Origin of the sequence: Curvibacter microcysteis, assembly GCF_028649455.1 — a bacterium.
In the GTDB taxonomy this organism is placed as follows: domain Bacteria; phylum Pseudomonadota; class Gammaproteobacteria; order Burkholderiales; family Burkholderiaceae_C; genus Curvibacter; species Curvibacter microcysteis.
Genome location: NZ_JAQSIO010000005.1, coordinates 1 through 20,128, shown reverse-complemented (window position 1 = coordinate 20,128; position 20,128 = coordinate 1). Strand labels below are relative to the sequence as shown.

Sequence of the window (20,128 nt, the reverse complement as noted above, 5' to 3'; positions counted from 1 at the left end):
TGGATCAAATTGAAATGATGAGAGTAAGGTTGAGTGGTGAGAAACAGGTTTTTTCATTATCTTTCGCTTGGCGTGATCGCTTTTTGATGCCCCTCCCAAAAATCCTGGTTTGTTTTTTTATCTGGTTGTTGGCATTGGTTGTTTCTTTCTCGGCCCAAGCCAGCACGTTGCAAAGCGTTGCCAACTTTGACGATGGCACGGACCAGGGTTGGAGGTATTACACCCCGCCCGCATTCCCGATTTCGTGGCCTTCCACCACCCAATCCCATTCACCCAACTTCTCCATGCCACTGGGCGGCAGTCACATGACGGGGAACAGCTTCAGCAAAAAATTCACAGTGACGCCTGGCCGGACCTATCAAATGAGCCTGTGGTTCTATGGCTTCACCCCAGGGCGTGTGATTTGCCTGTTTGATACCAACGGATTCAACTACCAAGAATGCGGTATTGTTGACTCTCCGTCTGACGGGGCTTGGAACTTTATTCAATTCGCCAGTTTTGTGGTGCCAGTGGATACGGTGCGAATCACTTTTACCTATCAATCGGATCTTAATCCTGACACCAATTACCATTTTGTCGATGACATTTCGTTGATGGACATCACCCCGAGTCCTGAGCTGGCTCTGAGCAAAGTCAACCCGGCAAGTCTGACGGTGGGGCTGGCCAGCGATTACACCTTGAGCGTCAGCAACACGGGCTCGGCAGCCACTAGCACGGTGTTCAACGTGTTTGAGCAGTTGCCTCCTTTTGTAGCCTTCAACAGTGCGGCAGGCCTGGCAGGTGGCACGGTGACGCCCAGCGCTGTGAGCTGCAGCGTGGTCAGCGGCACGGTGGCCAGTGGGCAGTTGCTCAACTGCACGGTCAACTTACCCACGGGCTTGGCGGCCAGCACGGGCACGACCCAATTCAAGCTCAATGTCACGCCGCAATCAGGGGTGGCGAGCAGCGTGGTGAACAAGGCGCAAATCGACTCCACCGGGGCGAATGCTGCGCAAGCGCCCAGTGCTTGCACGGCAACGGGCACCCCTGCGGGATGTGCGGTGACGGCCTCGCAATCGGTGGGCACTGGCGTGAACCTGGGCCTGTCCAAAGCCAACCCCGCCACGCTGGCCGTGGGCGCGACCAGCGCTTACACCCTGACGTTGTCCAACACGGGCACGGGACCCAGCGGCAACAGCCTTGACGTGTATGAACAACTGCCGGTGGGTGTGGGCTTTGCCAATGCAGCGGGGCCCATCAGTGGTGGCACCGACACACCCTCTGGCGTGAGTTGTGTGACGGTGGGCACTGGCACGGTCACGTCTGGCGGGCAACTGCTCAAGTGCACGCTCACCTTCAGCGCCGGTATCCGTGCGGTCAGCGGCGGTATTCCCGGCTCGGCCTTGTTCAGTGTCAGCGTCAAGCCTGAGGCCGCAGCGGCCAACCAGAGCGTTATCAACCGCGCTGCGGTGGACAGCACGGGCGGCAATGCTGCGCAAAACCCTGCCAGTTGCACCGGTCAGAACACGCCCTCGGTGGGCTGTGCCGTCAGCCCAGCGCAAACCGTGCAGGGCACGGTGACGCTGGCCTTGAGCAAAACCAGCCCAGCCAGCGGCAACGTGGGCGGGGTCAGTAGCTATGCGCTTTTGCTCTCCAACACGGGCAATGTCGCTTCTGGAAACAGCCTTGTGGTGTACGACGAGTTGCCGCAAAACCTGGAGTTTTACGACATTCAGCCCAGTGTCGCGGGCTCAGTCCAACCATCGGCCAGCAGTTGTTCGGTCTCCGGCAGCGCGGCCAACAACCCGGGCCAGTCACTGATTTGCAGCATCACCATTCCCGGCGGTATTCCTGCCGGCGGCTCGGCGGGCTTCCATATCCGCGTCTTGGCCAAGGCGGGTGGCACCACCGGCAGCAACAAAGCGGCGGTCGACCCCAGCGGCAACAACGCCGCCCAAACGCCGGGTGCGTGTTTGGCCACGGGCTCACCGGCGGGCTGTGCCGTTGCACCTGGCTTCTCGGTCAGCGCGGTTGGCCCTGTGGTGAGCTTGTTCAAGGGGGTCACGCCCTCGGCCACCAGCCTGAGGGCGGGTGTGGCATCGACCTACCGCATCACCATTGGCAACAGCTCAGCCAATAGTTCGGCTTCGGCACAAAGTCGTTTTGTGTTCAGCGATCAGTTGCCGCCGGGTTTTGATTGGATTGGCGCCATTGCGGTCAGCAGTGGTAGCCCTTCGCTCAACCCCGCCAACCCCGCCACGACCATCACGCCCAGTGCGGTGTTGTGCTCGACCAGCGGCACCGTGGTGGCGGGCTTGTTGGTGACTTGCTCGGTCGACCTTCCTAGCCTGTTGACGGTGAATTCGTTCGCTGCCGTGGACTTGCAGATCAAGCCGCGCAACTCGGCCATCGCCTTCAGCGCCACCAACAAAGCCCGCATTGATTCCACCGGTTTCAATGCGCCTCAAGGCAGTGCCGCCGTGGCGGCTTGTTCGGCCACCGACAGCCCCATGGGTTGCGCCGTGAGCACCAACACGGTTTCAGCGGGCAGCGGTGCCTTCTTGGAGTTGACGAAAGAGGACCCCGCCACCTTGACCGTGGGGGTGGGTAGTGCGTACACCATCACCGTCACCAACAAGGGTGTGGACGCCAGCGGCACCAGCATCATCGAGCTGTATGACAAGCTGCCAGCCAATGTGGCGTTCATCAGCGCTGCGCCCACCACGGGCGGCTCAGCCTCTGCCAGCAGCGCCACCTGCGCCGTGCAGTCAGGCTCGGGCAGTGCGGTGGCCACGGGTGAGTTGCTCAAGTGCACGCTCAATGTCGGCACTGGGGGCATCGCCGCCTCAGGCTCGGTCAAGTTTGTCATCAACGTCATGCCCAATGCCAGCGTCAGCACCACGGCGCCCTTGTCCAACAAGGCTGCCGTGGACGCCACCGGCGGCAACTCGGTGGCCGACCCCACAGTCTGTACGGCCTTGAATACGCCCAACCCAGGTTGCACGGTCAGCCCTGGCAAAACCGTGGGCAACGGTGTCAACTTGGGTCTGGGCAAAGCCAACCCGGCCACCCTGGCGGTGGGTGCGACCAGCGCCTACACCCTGACCCTGTCGAATACCGGCACGGGCGCCAGCGGCAACAGCATTGACGTGTATGAGCAACTGCCGGTGGGGGTGGGCTATGCCAACGTGGCGGCCCCGGTCAGCGGTGGCACGGTCACGCCCACGGGTGTGACCTGTTCCGTGCAAAGTGGCGATGTGAGCACCGGCCAACTGCTCAAGTGCACGGTCAGCCTCAGCGCGGGCATTCCGGCGAGCACGGGCACCGCTAAGTTCAGTGTGAGCGTGACGCCAACGGCCACGGCCTCGGGCAACAGCGTCGTCAACAAAGCAGCGGTGGACAGCACGGGTGGCAACGCCGCCCAAACGCCAGCGAACTGCACGGGAACCAACACACCCACGCCAGGCTGCACGACCAGCGCACCCCAAACCGTGGGCAATGGCATCAATCTGAGCCTCAGCAAGACCAGCCCAGCCAGCGGCAGTGTGGCTGCGCTCAGCAGCTACACCTTGCAGATCAGCAACACCGGTGCTGTGACCACGGGCACCAGCCTCACCTTGTTGGACCAGTTGCCGCAGAACATGCAGTTCTTCGACATCGCACCCAGCAGCGCCGGCAGCGTCACGCCCAGCAGTGCCTCCTGTTCGGCCAGTGGCAGCGCCAGCAGCAGCCCTGGGCAATTGCTGACCTGCACGGTGGGCCTGGCCAGTGGCTTGGCGTCTGGCGCCACGGCCGTGGTCACAGTGCGCGCGCAGGCCTTGGCCAGCGGCACCACGGGGGCCAACAAAGCCTCGGTCGACCCCGCTGGGGGGGCTGCAGCGCCCACGCCCAGCACCTGCACGGCGACCGGCACGCCAGCGGGTTGCGCGGTCGCCCCTGGCGTGACGGTCAGTGCCTCTGGGCCGGTGGTGACTTTGTTTAAGAGCGCCTTCCCGCTCGACGGAAGCCTCAAGGCCAATGCGGTCTCTACTTACCGCATTGCCGTTGGCAACAACGACAGCAGCAGTACTGGACCGGCGCAGCCACACCTGGAGTTCTACGACCTGCTGTGGCCTGGTTTCAACTTGGTCGGTGCCAGCGTGGTGCCAGCGGGCAGCGCTTCACGTGATCCCGTCCACCCGACCACCAGCGTCGCGGCCAACACCGTGTCGTGTTCAGCCGTTGGCGGCAGCGTGGCTGCGGGCTTGTTGGTCAAGTGCGCGGTCGATCTGCCCAGCATGCTGGCTGTGGGCCAGAACTTGGCGGTGGACCTGCAGGTTCTGCCAGGCAACTCAGCCACGGCGTTCTTTGCCACCAACAAGGCCAGGATTGACGCCACGGGTTTCAATGCGCCTCAGAGCAGCACATCGGTCAGCAATTGCTCGTCCACAGGGGCTCCCATGGGCTGTGCGGTGACGACCAACCAGGTTGCCGCAGGCAGCCTGACCCAACTGGGCTTGAGCAAGGAAAACCCGGCCAATCTGGCGGTTGGCCTGACCAGCAGCTACACCCTGACCCTGAGCAACACCGGCGGCGGCGCCAGCGGCAACAGCATTGACGTGTATGAGCAACTGCCGGTGGGGGTGGGCTATACCAACGTGGCGGCCCCGGTCAGCGGTGGCACGGTCACGCCCACGGGTGTGACCTGTTCCGTGCAAAGCGGCGATGTGAGCACCGGCCAACTGCTCAAGTGCACGGTCAGCCTCAGCGCGGGCATTCCGGCCAGCACGGGCACCGCCAAGTTCAGTGTGAGCGTGACGCCAACGGCCACCGCCTCGGGCAACAGCGTCGTCAACAAAGCAGCGGTGGACAGCACGGGTGGCAACGCCGCCCAAACGCCAGCGAACTGCACGGGAGCCAACACACCCACGCCAGGCTGCACGACCAGCGCACCCCAAACCGTGGGCAGCGGCGTCAACCTGGGCTTGAGCAAAACCAACCCCGCCAGCTTGACGGTGGGCGTGACCAGCGCCTACACGCTGACGCTGTCCAACACCGGCTCTGCGGCCAGCGGCAACAGCATTGACGTGTACGACCAACTCCCGGTGGGGGTGGGCTTTGCCAACGTGGCAGCCCCGGTCAGCGGTGGCACGGTCACGCCCAGTGGGGTGAGCTGTTCGGTGCAAAGTGGCGATGTGACAACGGGCCAACTGCTCAAGTGCACGGTCAGCCTCAGCGCAGGCCTGCCGGCCAGCACGGGTTCTGCCCAGTTCAGCGTCAGCGTCACCCCGGTGGCATCGGCCTCGGGCAGCAGCGCCGTCAACCGCGCAGCCGTGGACAGCACGGGCAGCAATGCCGCTCAAACCCCGGCGAACTGCACGGGCACCAACACACCCACGGCCGGTTGTGCGGCCACGCCGGGGCTGACGGTGTCGAGCCAGGCGCAGCTCCAGCTCACTTTCAACACCCTGGGCGGCAACAACACCTTTGCCATCGGTGCAGGCACGGGGGGCAATGGCTTCACGGCCACCACCCTGACCACCACGGGTGCCACGGGTACGCCGGCGCAGGGCACGGGCAGCATCACGCCCCAGGGCTTGAACACCGGGGCCAGCACCGTGCCCTTCAATGTGCCTGCGGGCTGGTCAGCCACTGGCGGCAGTTGCACGGTCAGCAGCAGCGGTGGCGCAGCCGCGCCGGGCAGCGCCAGTTTTGCAGGCACCGGCAGCACGGGCACTTTCAGCTTTGACGCCACGGCGACCACCGCTGGCAATGTGATCCGTTGCCAAGCGACCCTGGTCAAGCTGCCGATCTTCCAGCTCAGCCTGTTGCGTCAGACGGGCAGCGGTTCGGTGACCTTCACCACCCAGCCCTCGGCGACGGCGGGCAATGGCTACACGGCCCAGTCGTTCGTCAGTGCGGGGGCTTCCTCCAGCCCGGTGCCCGGCAGTCCCAACCCCGTTCAGGTCCTGGCGGCGGCCAGCAGCCCCACGCAACTGAGCTTGAGTGGCCCGGCGGGTTGGGTGATCAGCTCGGCGTCTTGCGTGGATGCCAACAGCGCGGCCAGTGGCAACCCCTCCGGCACCTTTGATGTCAGCGTGTCGGGTGGCACAACGCTGGCCCTGACGGCCGGTCAGGTGCCTGCAGGTGCCAACCTGGTCTGCACAGCCACGGTCGCGGCCTCGGCTGGGCAGACGGTGTCGGGCCTGGTGCTGCAAGACAACGGTGCTGGTGGCGGCACGGCCCACGATGGGGTCAAGAACGGTGCCGAGGCAGGACGCCCAGGTGTCACCATGACCTTGGGCAACTGCAGTGGGACCACCTATGCGAGCACGGTGACGGACGGTGAGGGGCGCTTCAGCCTGAGCACGGCGGCTGCCGTGCCGGGCCCGGTGTGCCTGGTCGAGACCTCGCCTGGCGCTTGGGTTTCCGTCAGCAATCAAGCGGGCAACACGGCGGGCAGTTTCAATGCGGCCACCCGCAGTTTGAACTTCACCCTGGCGGCTGGCACGGACTACAGCGGCATTGTGTTTGGCGAGGTGCCGATCAGCCTGTTGACGGGGGACGGTCGCCAGCAGCTGCAGCCGGGGCAGTCGGTGGTGTACGGGCACAGCTTCTTGGCGGGCACGTCGGCGAGCGTGGTGTTCAGCACTGCGGATCAGCCCAGCCCGTCGGGGGCACCGTGGACGAGCACCCTCTACTTGGACAATCAGTGCAATGCCAGCCTCGACGCCTCAGACACCGTGCTCAACGGGCCTGTGTCGGTCACGGCAGGGCAAACCGTTTGCTTGTTGGTGCGGGTGTTCAGTCCGGCTTCGGCCGCCTCTGGCAGCACCGATCAAACCACCTTGACCGCCACGGAAACTTACCAGCCCACACCCCAGGTCGGGTCGGTGGTGCGCGCGCAGACCAAGGTGGATGTCACCACGGTGGGGGTGAACGCCTCTGGGGCGTTGACTTTGTTGAAGGAGGTTCGCAAGGTGGCTACTTGCCCCAGCACGGTGGCTGACACCTTGCCTTTCTCGGCCAGCAACACGGCCATGCCGGGTAGTTTCCTGGAATACCGCTTGAGCTATGCCAATGGCTCCAGCGGGCCGGTGACGGGCATTCAGATTTCCGACGCCGTGCCGGCCTACACGGGCTTCCAGAGCGCTGGCTGCGGCACACTGCCCCAAGGGCTGGCCAGCTGCACGGTGACCGATCAGCCCGCGCTGGGCGCAACCGGCCCCCTGGTCTGGAAGCTCACGGACAACAGTGCAGCACCCATCGGCTTGCAATCAGGTGGCAGTGGCAGCGTGTTGTTTTGTGTGCGTTTGGCCCATTGAGTTTGGCGGGGCTGGCCCTGGTCAGCCCTTGCCAGTTCTGCGCAAGATCAGTCGCTCGAGGCCTCGCCTGAGGATCCGGCCGTCCAGGGGCTTGGGCGGTTTGTGACGATGTGATGACATGCCGACCGTTAGAGCTCATTTGGATGCAAACGCACCACTGGCCAGCCCTTTCCCCCAGAATGACTTCTGATCCAGTGACTCGACCGCTCATCAAAGCGACAGCGCTGGATGTCAGGGGGAAATCATGCGTTTGGAAACCCGCTTTGCCGGGATCATTGCTCTTTGCTTTGTCTTCGGGGTGGTGGCGGCAGGCTGTATTTCTTATCGGCTGGAGGCGCGCCAGGCCCAGGACGAGATCAAGCAAAAGGCCGACATGGTGCTGGAGACCGCTTTGGCGGTGCGGGCCTTCACCTCCGAAGAGGTGACCCAGGCTTTGGCCAGCTTGCCGGACCCCGACCGTTTTCATGCCGCTCAAGTGCCTTCTTTTGCGGCCCAGAGCGCCATGCACCGCCTGGCAGACAAGTTGCCTGGCTACAAGTACCGAGAAAGCTCGCTCAACCCCACCAATGTGAATGACCGGGCCACGGACTGGGAAGTGGGCCTGCTGCGCCAGTTCCAGGGTGATCCGAGTCGGCAAGAGTTGATCGGCGAGGTGGGGGAGGGCGCAGCCCGGCAGTATTACGTGGCCCGTCCCATTCGCATGAGTTCCAGCGCCTGCCTGCAATGCCACAGTGTGCCGGCCGCGGCACCCAAAGCCATGTTGGCCCGCTACGGAAGCAGCAACGGTTTTGGTTGGCAAATGGGCGATGTGGTGGGGCTGCAACTGGTGCAGGTGGCCACGGCGCCCGCTGAACAGAAGGCTTTGAACAGCGTGGTGGTGACGATTGGCTCCATCACCAGCGTGTTTGTGCTGTCTGCTGCCGTCATGTTGTTGCTCTTGCGTCGCCATGTCACCCACCCCCTGGCGGCGCTGACCCAGGTGGCTTTGGCGTCCAGTCTGGAGCGCGGGCCGGGAGGCACGACCCTGCCGGTGGCGCCAGGTGAGTTCAGTGATTTGCAGAAAGCCATTTTGCGGCTCAAGAGCAGTGTGGACCAGGCCTTGCGCCTGATGGACCGACGCGCGCCCGTCACGGCCGCCCCCTCGGACAAGAAGGACTGAGCACCATGTGGCCCCTGATCACCTTGGCGCTGGCTGCCCTGGCGTGGTTGCTGCAGGTCACCCTGAGCAATGAGCCGGGTCTGAGCCCTTGGGCCGCTCACGGCGTGTGGCTGACCCCTTTGGCCTTGGGCTTGAGCGCCCTGGCCACGGCCCAAGTTCTGCAGCAACTGTTGGTGCATGTGTTGCGCAGCACTTTGCGCTACCGGTCCGGGGCCGGCTCCGAGTTGCTTCAGTCCGTGCTGACCATCGTGCTCTACGCCTTGGTGACGGTGTTGTTTTTGCATTGGGGCCTGAACCGTGACTTGGGCAGCTTGCTGGCGACGTCGGCCTTGTTGTCGGCCATCATTGGTTTGGCCTTGCAGCCCACGCTGGGACACTTGTTTGCGGGCGTCTCCATCGAGATCGACAAACCGATTCGCGTGGGCGACTTCATCCGCCGCGATGAGTTGGAGGGGCAGGTCGTGGCCATGACCTGGCGCTCGGTCAAGGTGCGCACGGTGAGGGGGTCGACCATCGTGATGCCCAACAGTGAGTTCACCAACCGATCCCTGGAGGTGATTGCGGCCGATGTTCCGTTCCGCCACGAGTTCCCGTTTTTCGTCAGCACGGAGCACGCCCCGGGCCAGGTCGTGCGCACGGCCATGCAGATTCTGCAAAGCGGTTTGCCCGGAGCGCTGGAACAACCTGGCCCCAGCGTCTTGCTGGTGTCCAACGACCCGGCCAACGGCACCTTGCGCTATGTCGTGCGCTTCTACACCTTGCGCTACATGGAACGAGCCGGCATGGCCTCGGCTTTCCTGGAGCGCTTTTGGTATGCCCTTTCACGCGAAGGGCTGGCCCTGCCGGCGCCCCCTGCGTTTTGGCCGATCTGGGAAGGTGCTCCGGCACTGTGGCAAGGGGGTGATGGTGCCAGCGCTGCGGTGCAGCCCAGCCCAGCCCCCCGGCCTGCTTTGCGTGCTGCGCCAGTTCAGGCCCCGGTCGGCGCGTCCCCTGCACTGCAAGAGGCACTGCTGGGCACCGTGTTGGCGGGCTTGAGCCCCGCCTTGCGGCAGGCCTGGGCCCGCAGCGCCCAGACCCTGCACTACGGCCGCCACGAGCGTTGCGAGGGAGCCTCGATCAAACTGTTGGTCGCCGGCCGCTTGCGGGAGACCCGACCCTTGATGGAAGCACAGGCCAGTGACGACCTGGCGCAGCTGCTGCAGGCCCTGGCTGACCCGGCGCTCGCAGTGCCTGGCCGCTCGCGCCGCTTGGAGCGGGATGTGTTCCAGGCTTTGGTGGGGCAGGCCAGCCAGGTACTGGGACCGGTGGCCTTGAGCTTGTGCGAGCCAATCGCCACCCTGACCGAAGACCCTTGGTTGGCTTGGCAGGCGCTGGCGGAGTCCATCCCCGACGCCACTGCGCGCGCCCAGTTTCTGCAGCATGCACCCGGCCAAAGCATGCGGGTGTTGAGTCCGGGTGCCTGGTTGGGCTGGGCTCATGCCTTGGGCTTGGAGCCTGCCATGCGTGAATGCCGGGTCAGCCAGGGCTGCACTGTGCTGGTCTGGTCGCCCGAAACCCTGCGAGCCCTGTTGCGCCAGGCCTCCGGCCAAGACCACGCTGGCCTGCTGCAGCAATTGCGACGCCAGGCCGCGGGTTGTGCCGCCCTCAGTTCAAGCCAGTGGCTGACTTGGTTGCGCACTGACGAACTGCGCGCGGCTTGATCGGCTGGCGTCCCCAGCGCCGTGCCCGAACTGGCCCGGCAGGCACGCCCGCTCAGGCTGGCCGGGCCTGCTCTTGCGCGGCCATGCGCACCGCGGCATTGACAGCCCCGTAGCCGTCGTAGTCCTCGCGTTGCACCACTTCAAAAAAGAAGCGGTCAGCGAAGGGCTCGGTGTAAGCGTGCAGAAAGCGGCCTTGGGCTGACAGATCGCAGACGATGTGGTGGGCCTGCATGTCGCGGACCAGGGCTTCGTCCAGGTCGAGCCGGGCCAGCAGGTCGTCGTAGTAGTTGGCGCTGATGGGCACCCACTTCACGCCGCGCTCACGCAGACGGCGCACGGTGGCAAAAATGTCTGGGGTGCCCAAGGCGATGTGGTGCACGCTGCCGCCCGAGCGGCCGGTGGTGTGCACCTGGCGCGCGGTCCGTGTGCGCTGGCTGGTGGAGGCGTTCATCACCAGGCGCAGCGCCCGGCTGGGGTTGCTCAGCGCGCAATTGCGGATCAGGCCAAAGGGGTCGGCCAGTTCCTGGCTTTCACCAGCTTGCAGGCCCAGGATGGCTTTGCCAAACAGGGTCCAGGTGTCGAGTTGGTCGGTGGCCAGGGCCAGGGCCATATGGTCGATGTGGGTCAGACCCGCATCTGCCGGTGGTCCAGGGCGGCTTGGAACGGGGTCGAAATCAGCTGCCAAGGTGGTGCCTGCGTGCACAAAGTGCACCACGGCGCCCCCCGGGGCAATGATGGCAGGCAACTGCAGCTCTTGCGGACCCAGCGGGGAATGGTGGCGCGCCGACAGCAGGGCGGCAGCGCGGTTGGCTGCCTGCACCGGGTCGGCGGCGCTCAGGCCAAAGGCACACACGTTGGGGCCTTGGTCCTCGAAACGTTGGCTCGCCTCCGAGCCCGGTTGGGCGTTGATGACGAGCTGGATCTCACCTTGGCGGTACAGGTCCACCGCCTTGCTGCGGTGGTGACCCGCATGCTCAAAGCCCAGTGCGCTCAGGGTCTGGCCCAACGCTTGGGCGCCCGGCGCATCCACGGCAAATTCGATGAAGTTGTAGCCTTGCAGGTCTTGCGCTGGGGGGGGCATGGCCAGGTCCAAGCGCTGCAGCGCGCGGCTGGCGGCGGCGGCTTCTGGGGCGGCCGGGTTGTGGGCGCTGTGGCTCAGTCGCTGGCGCACCTGGCTTTCCAGGTACAGCAGCGAGCGCATGGCGTCCACTGCCGTGCGGCGGTTGGGGGTTTCGCGGAACACGTCGTTGAAGATTTCCAGCGACAGGTTGCCGGTGTAGCCTGACAGCAGCACCTGCTCAAAGAAGGTCTCGACGTCGAGCTTGCCTTGGCCGGGGAAGTTGCGGTGGTGGCGCGCCCACTGGATCACGTCCAGGCTCATCAAGGGGGCATCGGCCATCTGCACAAAGAAGATGCGATCACCCGGCAGCTGGGCGATGCCACTGGGGTCGTCCTTCAGCGACAGGGTGTGGAAGCTGTCCAGGATCACGCCCAGGTGCGGGTGATTGGCGGTGTCGACGATGTTCCACGCCTGTTGGTACAGGTTCACCCAGCGGCCCCAGGCCAGGGCTTCGTAGCCAATGCGCAGGTTGCGCCGACTGGCGCGCTCGGCCAGTTCATGCAACTGGGCGGCGGACCGAGCGGGGTCGTTGAGCGACAGCGGCGAGGTGTTGGAGCACACCAGCACCAGCGGGCAGCCCAGTTCTTCCATCACATCGAACTTGCGTTCGGCGCGCTCGAGGCTGCGCTTGAACTGTGCGTCGGGCATGCCTTCGAAGTCGCGGAAGGGCTGGTACAGGTCAATGCCCAGGCCCAGGTCCTCGGCTTGGCGGCGCAGGTCGCGGGCACTGCCGTTGAAGTTGATGAAGTCGGCTTCGAACAGCTCGATGCCGTCAAAACGGGCGGCGGCGATGGCCTCGAGCTTTTGGCTCAAGGTCCCACTCATGGAGACGGTGGCGATGGAGCGGCGCATGGCGGGCAATCTAGGTGCGTTGGGTGGGGCAGGCTCAGTAGCGGATCTGCGAGACGGCGCGCAGCTCGTCCGCGCTGGCCGTGCCAAAGCCGAAGAACTCCAGGTAGGCCGGGATCATCTCGAACAGCATGTCCGTGCCTACTTGCACCTCACAGCCCTTGGCCAGCGCCGCTTTCAGCAGCGGGGTGTGCTCGGTCTTCATGACCACTTCGCCCACCAGGGTGCTGGGGGCGATGCGGTCGATGTCCAGCGGCAGCGGGTCCGTGTCGTTCATGCCCATGGGCGTGGCGTTGACCACGATGTCATGGTCTGCCGGGTCATCCGAGCCCGTTCGCACGGTCAGTTGCGGATAGTGTTGTTGCAGGCGGCTGCCCAAGCCCTCGGCACTGCTGGCCAGTCGGTCAAACAGGCTGATGTGTCCCACACCGGCCGCGGCCAACGAAGCAGCAATCGCCGAGCCCACGCCGCCACAGCCCGTGACCAGCACGCGAACACCCTTCAGGGGGCGGCCTTTGCGCAGCAGGCCGCGCACAAAGCCTTCACCGTCGAATTGGTCACCCAGCCAGCGGCCATCGGGCAGCTTGAGCAGGGCGTTGCACGCCCCAGCGATGCGGGCGGTGGGCGTGAGCTCATCGGCCAGCGCCAACGTGCTCACTTTGTGCGGCATGGTGACCAAGGCGCCCTTGAGGTTGGTCACGCGCGACAGCGCGGCCAGCATGGCGGGGTAGTCATCGACTTGCACGCCCATGGGCATGACCACGGCGTCGATGCCTTGCTGTTCGAACCAGGGGTTGTAAATCATGGGCGCTTTGAACGCCTCGGTCGGGTAGCCCAGGTGGGCGATCAGGGTGGTCTTGCCGGAGATCATGCGCAGGTGTCTAGGTGTTGTGAGGGAACAGCAGGCCTTGGCAGGAGGCTGGTCTGGGCATTATCTCAATAATGTACGAACTAGTACGTTATTAAATGATGGGTGAAAACCCCTAGAAATTGGCGGAAGTGGACCGCCAGGCCGCGTCGGCCTTGAAACAGCCCCTGTCCTAGGGTGTTTCCAATTGTTCATCCATCGAATTCCGCTTCTATGATGGGGTTCTTGGCGAGGTCTGTGCCTCCTCATGGTTCCCCATTGATCCCCGACGGTTTTCTTGGAGCTTGTGCCCTGTGTCCCTCGACAATTTGAAGATCAGTACCCGCTTGGCTTTGGCCTTTTCTTACGTGGTGGTGTTGGCGGCAGCCATCCTGGCTTTGGGCTGGACCCAATTGGGGCAGGTTGAAGAAAGCCAGCGTGTGCTGGGCCGCAGCAACAGGATCGAGCGTGACGCCGTCATGGCGCTGGTGCAGGGGACCGAGTCCGCCGCCCGTCAGGCCTTGCTCCTGTCCCAGGCTGGGGCCGACAAAGCCCTGGTGGGCCGCCAATTGGAGTCTCAGCTCAAGATCAGCAGCGACGGCGCCCGGGATCTGCTGGCCTTGGACATGCCTGCCGCCGAGAAAGCCTTGGCCACGCCCTTGACCGACCGTGCCGCCAAGGCGCAGCAGGCCCTGGCGCAAGCGGCTCAGGGCTTGGTTCAGGGTGATCAAGAGGCCGGATTGAAGCGCTTGCTGGGTGAGGCCCTGCCCGCAGTCGACGGGGTGCGTGAATTGGGTCAGCAACTGGCCGACGAGCAGCGTCGACGCATGGAGGCGCAAGTGGAGGCGGCCAGCGGCGAGATCCGCACCAGCCGCTGGTGGATGCTGGGCTTGGGCCTGCTGTCGGCCGTGGTCGCCGCGGTGGCGGTGTGGTCGCTGCGCCGGAGCATTGTCAAACCACTCAATGACGCCTTGTTCATTGCCGAGACCGTGGCTTCGGGGGATTTAAGTCAGGAGTTCAGCACCGAGCTGGGCGGTGATTTTGGCCGCTTGCTGGGCTCGCTGGGCACGATGGAAGACACGCTGACTGATTTGGTCGGTCGCATCAAGGGTTCGACCGATGCGATTGCCCACGCGGCGGGCGACATCCACTCGGGCAACGCCGACCTGTCGCGTCGTACCGAGGACCAGGCGGCCTCGCTGGAGGAAACCGCCGCCAGCATGGAAGAGCTGACCTCCACCGTGCGCCAGAACGCCGAGCGCGCGCGCTCTGCCAGCGGTTTGGCGGTCAACGCCTCGGGCATTGCCCAGCGCGGCGGTCAGGTGGTGGACCAGGTGGTGCAGACCATGGACGCCATCAGTGCCAGTTCCAAGAAGATTGTGGACATCATCCAGGTCATCGAAGGCATTGCCTTCCAGACCAATATCCTGGCGCTCAACGCAGCGGTGGAGGCTGCCCGGGCGGGCGAGCAAGGCCGAGGCTTTGCCGTGGTGGCCAGCGAGGTGCGTTCCCTGGCCCAGCGCAGCGCGGTGGCCGCACGGGAGATCAAGTCGCTGATTGGGGACTCGGTCGAGCAGGTTCAGAGTGGCGCCGGGCTGGTCGGCCAGGCGGGCCATACCATGGCGGAGATCGTCCAGGCCGTGGGTCAGGTGACGGGCTTGTTGGGCGAAATCTCGGGGGCGCTGAATGAGCAAAGCACGGGCATCGAGCACGTCAACCAGGCGGTGGCCCACATGGATTCGGTGACCCAGCAAAACGCGGCCCTGGTTCAGCAAGCGGCTCAGGCCGCGGCCTTGCTGTCCACACAGGCGCGCCAGTTGCAGGAAGTGGTGGGGGAGTTCAAGCTGGACGACGATGATGCTGCGCCGCAAGGCAGTGCCGTGCCAACCGTGTCCCACAGTGCACCGGCCCGCCTGGGGCACGCCTGAGCGCGGTCGATCCTGTGGCCGGCAGGCGAGCGACAGTGCTGCATGAAAAAAGGGGCGTTGAACGCCCCTTTTTCTGGTCCACTCGATCGCGGTGAACAGCGGTCAAAGACCTTCAGTCGCCATCTTGCGGCTGCAGGGCGGTCAGTGCCGCCAGCACAATTGTTTCATCCACACCGTCGGCCAAGTGGCATTGGCCCTGCAGGGTCTGCAAGGTCTCTGCGGGACTTTGTTTGAGTTGAGCGATGGCTTGACCTGCGGCCTTGGGGGCTTCAAAACCGGTGCTTTGCAGCAGCAGCTTGCCTTGGGCATCGAGCAGCTTGAAATAAAACAAACCGTCTTTTTCGCGGTACTGCTTGAAGCTGGGCAGGGCCACTTTGTCATTGGCTGCCGGTGTCTTGGCACTGGCCACGGCGGACAGGCGGCGCAGGCCCACGGCATGGCGCAGTTCTTGGATGAAGGGCGTGGCCAGGCGGCGTGCCTTGGCCGCGCCGGCTTGCAAGATGTCTTCCAAGAGTTCGGGGTGGGCCAGCAGCTCTTGGTAGTGATCGCGCATGGGCGCCACTTCGCGGTCCACGCGTTCAAACAAGGCTTGTTTGGCGTCACCCCAGGCGATGCCGTCGGCGTAGGCCTGGCGCAGGGCTTGGGTTTCTTCGGCGCTCGCAAAGCCTTGGTAGATCTGGAACAGGGCGGAACCTTCGACCTCCTTGGCCTCACCCGGCGCGCGCGAATCGGTCAGGATGCCCGCGATCAGTCGGCGCATGGCATCGCGCGGGGTGAACAGCGGGATGGTGTTGTCATAGCTCTTGCTCATCTTGCGGCCGTCCAGGCCCGGCAAGGTCGCGACCGACTCTTCAATCAAGGCTTCTGGCAGCACAAAGTGCTCACCATAGAGGTGATTGAAGCGCTGCGCCATGTCGCGCGCCATTTCAATGTGCTGAATCTGGTCGCGGCCCACGGGCACTTCGTGCGCCTTGAACATCAAGATGTCCGCGCCCATCAAGACCGGGTACATGAACAGGCCTGCGTTGACGTCGGCGTCCGGGTCGTTGCCGGCCGCCTCATTGCGGTCGACCGCCGCCTTGTAAGCATGGGCGCGGTTGAGGATGCCCTTGCCGGTGACGCAGGTCAGCAGCCAGGTCAGCTCGGGGATTTCAGGGATGTCGGACTGGCGGTAGAAGGTCACGCGCTCCGGGTCCAGGCCCGAGGCCAGCCAGGTCGCGGCGATTTCCAGTGTGGAGCGCTGGATGCGGGCTGGGTCATCGCATTTGATCAGTGCGTGGTAGTCAGCCAGGAAGTAGAAGCTTTCCACGCCGGGGGCGCGGCTGGCGGCCACGGCCGGGCGAATGGCGCCCACATAGTTACCGAGGTGGGGGGTGCCGGTGGTGGTGATGCCGGTCAGGACGCGCTTGGTGCTCATGGCTGGGAGAAATCAGGTTGCTATCGACAAAAGAATAAGAGGCGCTGGGGCAGGGCTTCAGGGCTCAGCGAAACAGCGTGGACGCGGGGCCCACGATCAGGGTTTCAATCAGGCTGTAGCCAACGGCCATCAGGGGCCGCAGCCACACAGAGCCCACAACACCCGCGATCACCAGCCCCATCACAATGAAAAACCCCCAGGGCTCCAGGCGCGACACCTGGTAGGCCAAGGGGCGGGGCAGCAGGCCGACCAGGATGCGGCCACCGTCCAGCGGGGGCAGCGGAAAGAGGTTGAAGGCCCACATCACCAGGTTGACCAACACGCCAGCGCGGGCCATCTCCAGGAAGAAGCGCTCGGTGACGCCGCTGCCCGCCAGCATAACCAGCAGCAGGGCCCACAACATGGCTTGCACAAAATTGGCAGCCGGGCCAGCCAGCGCGACCCAGATCATGTCCCGCTTGGGGTTGCGCAAGTTGCCAAAGTTGACGGGGACCGGCTTGGCGTACCCAAACAAAAACGCACCCGAGGTGGCAAAGTAGAGCAGCAAAGGCATCAGCAAGGTGCCCATGGGGTCGATGTGCCGTGCCGGGTTGAGTGTGATGCGACCCATCATGGCCGCGGTGTTGTCGCCAAAGAAGCGCGCTGCGTAACCGTGCGCGGCTTCGTGCAGCGTGATGGCGAACAGCACGGGCAGGGCGTAGACCAGAACGGTCTGGATCAGGTCAGAGAAGTGGTTCACGGGGTGATTGTCTCAGAGCCCGAGGCCTCGCCCCGGGCGGGTTTCACAGGCCCAGGGTGGCGAGCGGGCCAGCGCCCTCGCGAATCACCTCCGGCTCGTCACCGTCACCCAAGGGGGTCAAGTCGACGACGGTGGTGGGCTCCAGGGCGCAGGCACCTGCGTCCAGTACGGCGGCCAGGGGGTGTTCGTAGCGCTCGCGAATTTCTCGCGCATCGTTCAGCGGCTCGGTCTCCCCGGCAGGGATCAGCGTGGTGGCCAGCAGCGGGGCACCATGCAGTTCCAGCAGGGCTTGCAAGACCTTGTGGTCAGGCACGCGCAGGCCAATGGTCTTGCGCTGCGGGTGGCTGACGCGTCGTGGCACCTCTTTGGTGGCTTCCAGAATGAAGGTGTAGGCGCCTGGTGTCGCGGCTTTGAGCAGACGGTATTGCTTGTTGTCCACTTTGGCGTAGTTGGACAGCTCGCTCAGGTCACGGCACAGCAAGGTCAGGTGGTGCTTGTCGTCCACTTGGCGAATGCGGCGCAGGCGGTCAGCGGCATCGCGGTCGTCCAGGTGGCACACCAGGGCATAGCTGGAGTCGGTCGGCACCGCCAAGACGCCGCCTTGTTGCAGCAGGGCCACGGCCTGCTTGAGCAGTCGGGCTTGCGGGTTGTCAGGGTGGAGTTCGAAGTATTGAGCCATAGAGATTCAGGGGTGGTCGACGCGAGCGAAGGCGCTCAGGCCAAGGGGCGCGGGATGCGGCTTTCACGCAGGGTCAGCCAGGCTCCCGCAGCACCCGATAAGACAATGAGCGCAATGCCCAGCAAAGCGTGAATGTCGGGCAGGTGCGAGAACACCAACCAACTGCCCAGCATGGCAAAACCAATCTGTGCATATAGGTAAGGCGTGAGGATGGCCGCTGGGGTGCGTCCGTAGCCCAGGATCAGCATGAAGTGCCCAATGGTGCCCATCAGGCCAATCAGGCCCATGGCCAGCCAGGTGGTCCAGGGCAACTCACTGACCCAGACAAAAGGCAACAGCACGCTGCAAAGCAGGGTCCCGACCCAGCCCGTGTAGAAGTGCATGGTCACCGGGTCTTCGGTGCGCGCCAATTGACTGGTCAAGATCTGAAACGCCGCATTGCTGGCCACCAGTCCCAGTGGCAACAGAGCCGCCCAACTGAAGGTGCTGGCGCCGGGGCGGATGATCATCAAGGTGCCGACAAAGCCAAGAACCACCAACACCCAACGCAGCATGGAGACCTTCTCGCGCAAGACGGTGGCCGCCAGCACGGTGATCACCAGGGGGGAGATCATCACAATGGCCGTGACTTCTCCCACCGGCATGTGCTGCAGGCTGAAGAATGCGAACATGCTGCTCATCAGCAGGAGCACGCCCCGCAGGCATTGGTACCTGGGGTTGGCGGTGCGCAAGACCCTCAACCCTCGGCTGGGCAAGACCACCATGCTGGTGGCAATGGATTGAAAGAAATAGCGGCACCACAAGGCCATGGCCAGCGGGACGCTGGCGCTGATCATTTTTGTGGTGGTGTCCAGTGTGGCAAAGCAGGCGGTCGCTGCAATGGCCAAACCGATGCCGCCTAGCATGCGACTCGGCTGGTACCCAGGGGCCAGGCTCATGCGGGCCTCACTGGATGCGGTGGGCCAGCAACTCCCAGACTGGGGTCAACTCACCGCTGAGGTAGGGCAGGGCGCCGAGGTCGGTGTGCGACTCATCCGGGCTGTGGAAATCACTGCCCCGGGAAGCAGCCAAGCCGAATTCCTTCGCCATGTCGGCGTAGGTCACGTACTCCGAAGGGGAGTGGCTGCCAGTGACGACTTCCACCGCCTGCCCGCCATGGGCCTTGAATTCCGAGAACAAAGCGTACTGTTCATTGGCCGTGAAGCGGTAGCGACCCGGATGGGCAATGACGGCGACCCCACCGCATTCAGTGATCCATTGCACAGCTTGTTGCAAAGAGGCCCAGCGGTGGGGCACAAAACCGGGTTTGCCGTCGATCAGGTACTTGCGAAAGACCTCGGGCGTGTCGCGGCACACACCGCTCTCGACCAGAAAGCGGGCGAAGTGGGTGCGCGAAATCAACTCTGGGTTGCCCACGAACTTGAGTGCACCTTCATAGGCGCCTTGAATTCCGACCTTGGCCAGTTGGGCCGACATTTCTTGGGCCCGTTGACCGCGCCCCCCACGGGTGGCCTGCAAGCCGCTCATGATGCGCGGGTCTGTGGCGTCAAAGCCCAGTCCCACGATGTGCACGGTTTCGTTGGCAAAGGTGACGGAAATCTCCACCCCTGTCAGGTAGTGCATGCCAAGCGCCCGTGCGGCAGCGGCGGCACGCAATTGCCCCCCGATTTCATCGTGGTCGGTCAGCGCCCAAAGTTCTACGCCATTGGCTTTGGCTCGCGTCGCCAAGGCTTCAGGGGTCAGGGTGCCGTCGGAGACGACGGAGTGGCAGTGCAGGTCAGCGTTGAGTATGGAGGTCACCGATCTATTTTAGGCGCCTGTGCTTTTCCGTGCCGGCCATGGCGGGGCAAGGGACATCAAATCCCGCGCTTCCCCTGGGCCAGCAAGGGCCTTCTGCATGACACCCCGGTTGTCGCACCATCTATGAATGTAGAAGATGCTTGGCCTCATGACGCACCCCGTGGCGCATGACGCGCACGTTCTGCTGAGGGGGCATGGAGCAGCTACGCATCCCTCATATATGTATGCAGCCTGGCTTGCTTGGAGGACGTCCTAGGAGCCGAGCGCTTGAGGACGCGGTACAAAGGCCCGGTGCACGAAACGCGGCGCCGTGTGCCCATCTGCATAAATTTCGCGGTTCTTGCTTTGAGCCTGATTTCTTGTGTATAATTGAGGGCTCGACTGATCAAACAGTCCTTCTGTGTAGCGGCTTCGGTGGTTGCGCAGAAGTTTGGTGAAGTGGTGGTGTGAAAGAGTTTCTTTTGTGCTGCGACGGAGCTGAAGAAAAAAAGTCTTCTTCGAGTTGACTGTGCTGCGAAAAGCGGTATATAATTCGAGGCTCTGCTGAAAACGCAGTGACTGACAAGCGGTTGGTTGGTGAGGGGTTCGAAAGAGTTCTGAGTTGACT

12 protein-coding genes are annotated in these 20,128 nt (G+C 64.0%); 4 read left to right on the top strand and 8 right to left on the bottom strand.

The window, feature by feature from the left end; translation table 11 throughout:
• Positions 1–593 precede the first annotated feature (593 nt).
• From PSQ39_RS14305 to PSQ39_RS14295, 3 genes are all read left to right on the top strand, one after another.
• A complete protein-coding gene (locus PSQ39_RS14305) occupies positions 594–7,283 on the top strand; it encodes a prealbumin-like fold domain-containing protein (protein WP_273927503.1) in 6,690 nt (2,229 codons plus the stop codon).
• Between the two features lie 244 nt (positions 7,284–7,527).
• Positions 7,528–8,442 carry a Tll0287-like domain-containing protein gene (locus PSQ39_RS14300; protein WP_273927502.1) on the top strand — a complete coding sequence of 305 codons (915 nt, stop codon included), beginning with the start codon at positions 7,528–7,530 and terminating at the stop codon, positions 8,440–8,442.
• 5 nt (positions 8,443–8,447) lie between these two features.
• Complete coding sequence (locus PSQ39_RS14295; protein WP_273927501.1) at positions 8,448–10,142, top strand: mechanosensitive ion channel family protein; 1,695 nt, start codon at positions 8,448–8,450, stop codon at positions 10,140–10,142.
• Between the two features lie 52 nt (positions 10,143–10,194).
• Here PSQ39_RS14295 and PSQ39_RS14290 read toward each other — a convergent pair whose 3' ends face one another.
• Together PSQ39_RS14290 and PSQ39_RS14285 are read right to left on the bottom strand one after the other, a co-directional pair.
• Positions 10,195–12,114, bottom strand: a complete 1,920-nt coding sequence (locus PSQ39_RS14290; RefSeq protein WP_273927500.1) for a bifunctional sugar phosphate isomerase/epimerase/4-hydroxyphenylpyruvate dioxygenase family protein — start codon at positions 12,112–12,114, stop codon at positions 10,195–10,197.
• Between the two features lie 34 nt (positions 12,115–12,148).
• Positions 12,149–12,982 (bottom strand): shikimate dehydrogenase family protein, encoded by an 834-nt coding sequence (locus PSQ39_RS14285; protein WP_273927499.1) that lies wholly within the window; start codon positions 12,980–12,982, stop codon positions 12,149–12,151.
• Positions 12,983–13,785: 803 nt separating this feature from the next.
• Here PSQ39_RS14285 and PSQ39_RS14280 point away from each other — a divergent pair.
• Positions 13,786–14,886 (top strand): methyl-accepting chemotaxis protein, encoded by a 1,101-nt coding sequence (locus PSQ39_RS14280; protein ID WP_273927713.1) that lies wholly within the window; start codon positions 13,786–13,788, stop codon positions 14,884–14,886.
• Positions 14,887–14,998: 112 nt separating this feature from the next.
• Here the strand turns inward: PSQ39_RS14280 and PSQ39_RS14275 are convergent, their stop codons facing one another.
• The 6 genes from PSQ39_RS14275 to PSQ39_RS14250 all read right to left on the bottom strand — a co-directional run.
• Positions 14,999–16,303, bottom strand: coding sequence for a tryptophan--tRNA ligase (locus PSQ39_RS14275; protein ID WP_273927498.1), 1,305 nt, complete (start codon positions 16,301–16,303; stop codon positions 14,999–15,001).
• A 64-nt stretch (positions 16,304–16,367) separates the two neighbouring features.
• Positions 16,368–17,042: a site-2 protease family protein gene (locus tag PSQ39_RS14270; protein ID WP_273927497.1), complete on the bottom strand. Its 675-nt coding sequence runs from the start codon at positions 17,040–17,042 to the stop codon at positions 16,368–16,370.
• 43 nt (positions 17,043–17,085) lie between these two features.
• Complete coding sequence (locus tag PSQ39_RS14265; RefSeq protein WP_273927496.1) at positions 17,086–17,721, bottom strand: L-threonylcarbamoyladenylate synthase; 636 nt, start codon at positions 17,719–17,721, stop codon at positions 17,086–17,088.
• Between the two features lie 35 nt (positions 17,722–17,756).
• Positions 17,757–18,659 (bottom strand): DMT family transporter, encoded by a 903-nt coding sequence (locus PSQ39_RS14260; RefSeq protein WP_273927495.1) that lies wholly within the window; start codon positions 18,657–18,659, stop codon positions 17,757–17,759.
• 7 nt (positions 18,660–18,666) lie between these two features.
• On the bottom strand, positions 18,667–19,521 hold the full coding sequence (locus PSQ39_RS14255; RefSeq protein ID WP_273927494.1) for a 3',5'-nucleoside bisphosphate phosphatase: 855 nt from the start codon (positions 19,519–19,521) through the stop codon (positions 18,667–18,669).
• Positions 19,522–19,773: 252 nt separating this feature from the next.
• The coding region (locus PSQ39_RS14250; RefSeq protein ID WP_273927493.1) for a hypothetical protein at positions 19,774–20,128 on the bottom strand (355 nt) is incomplete at its 5' end.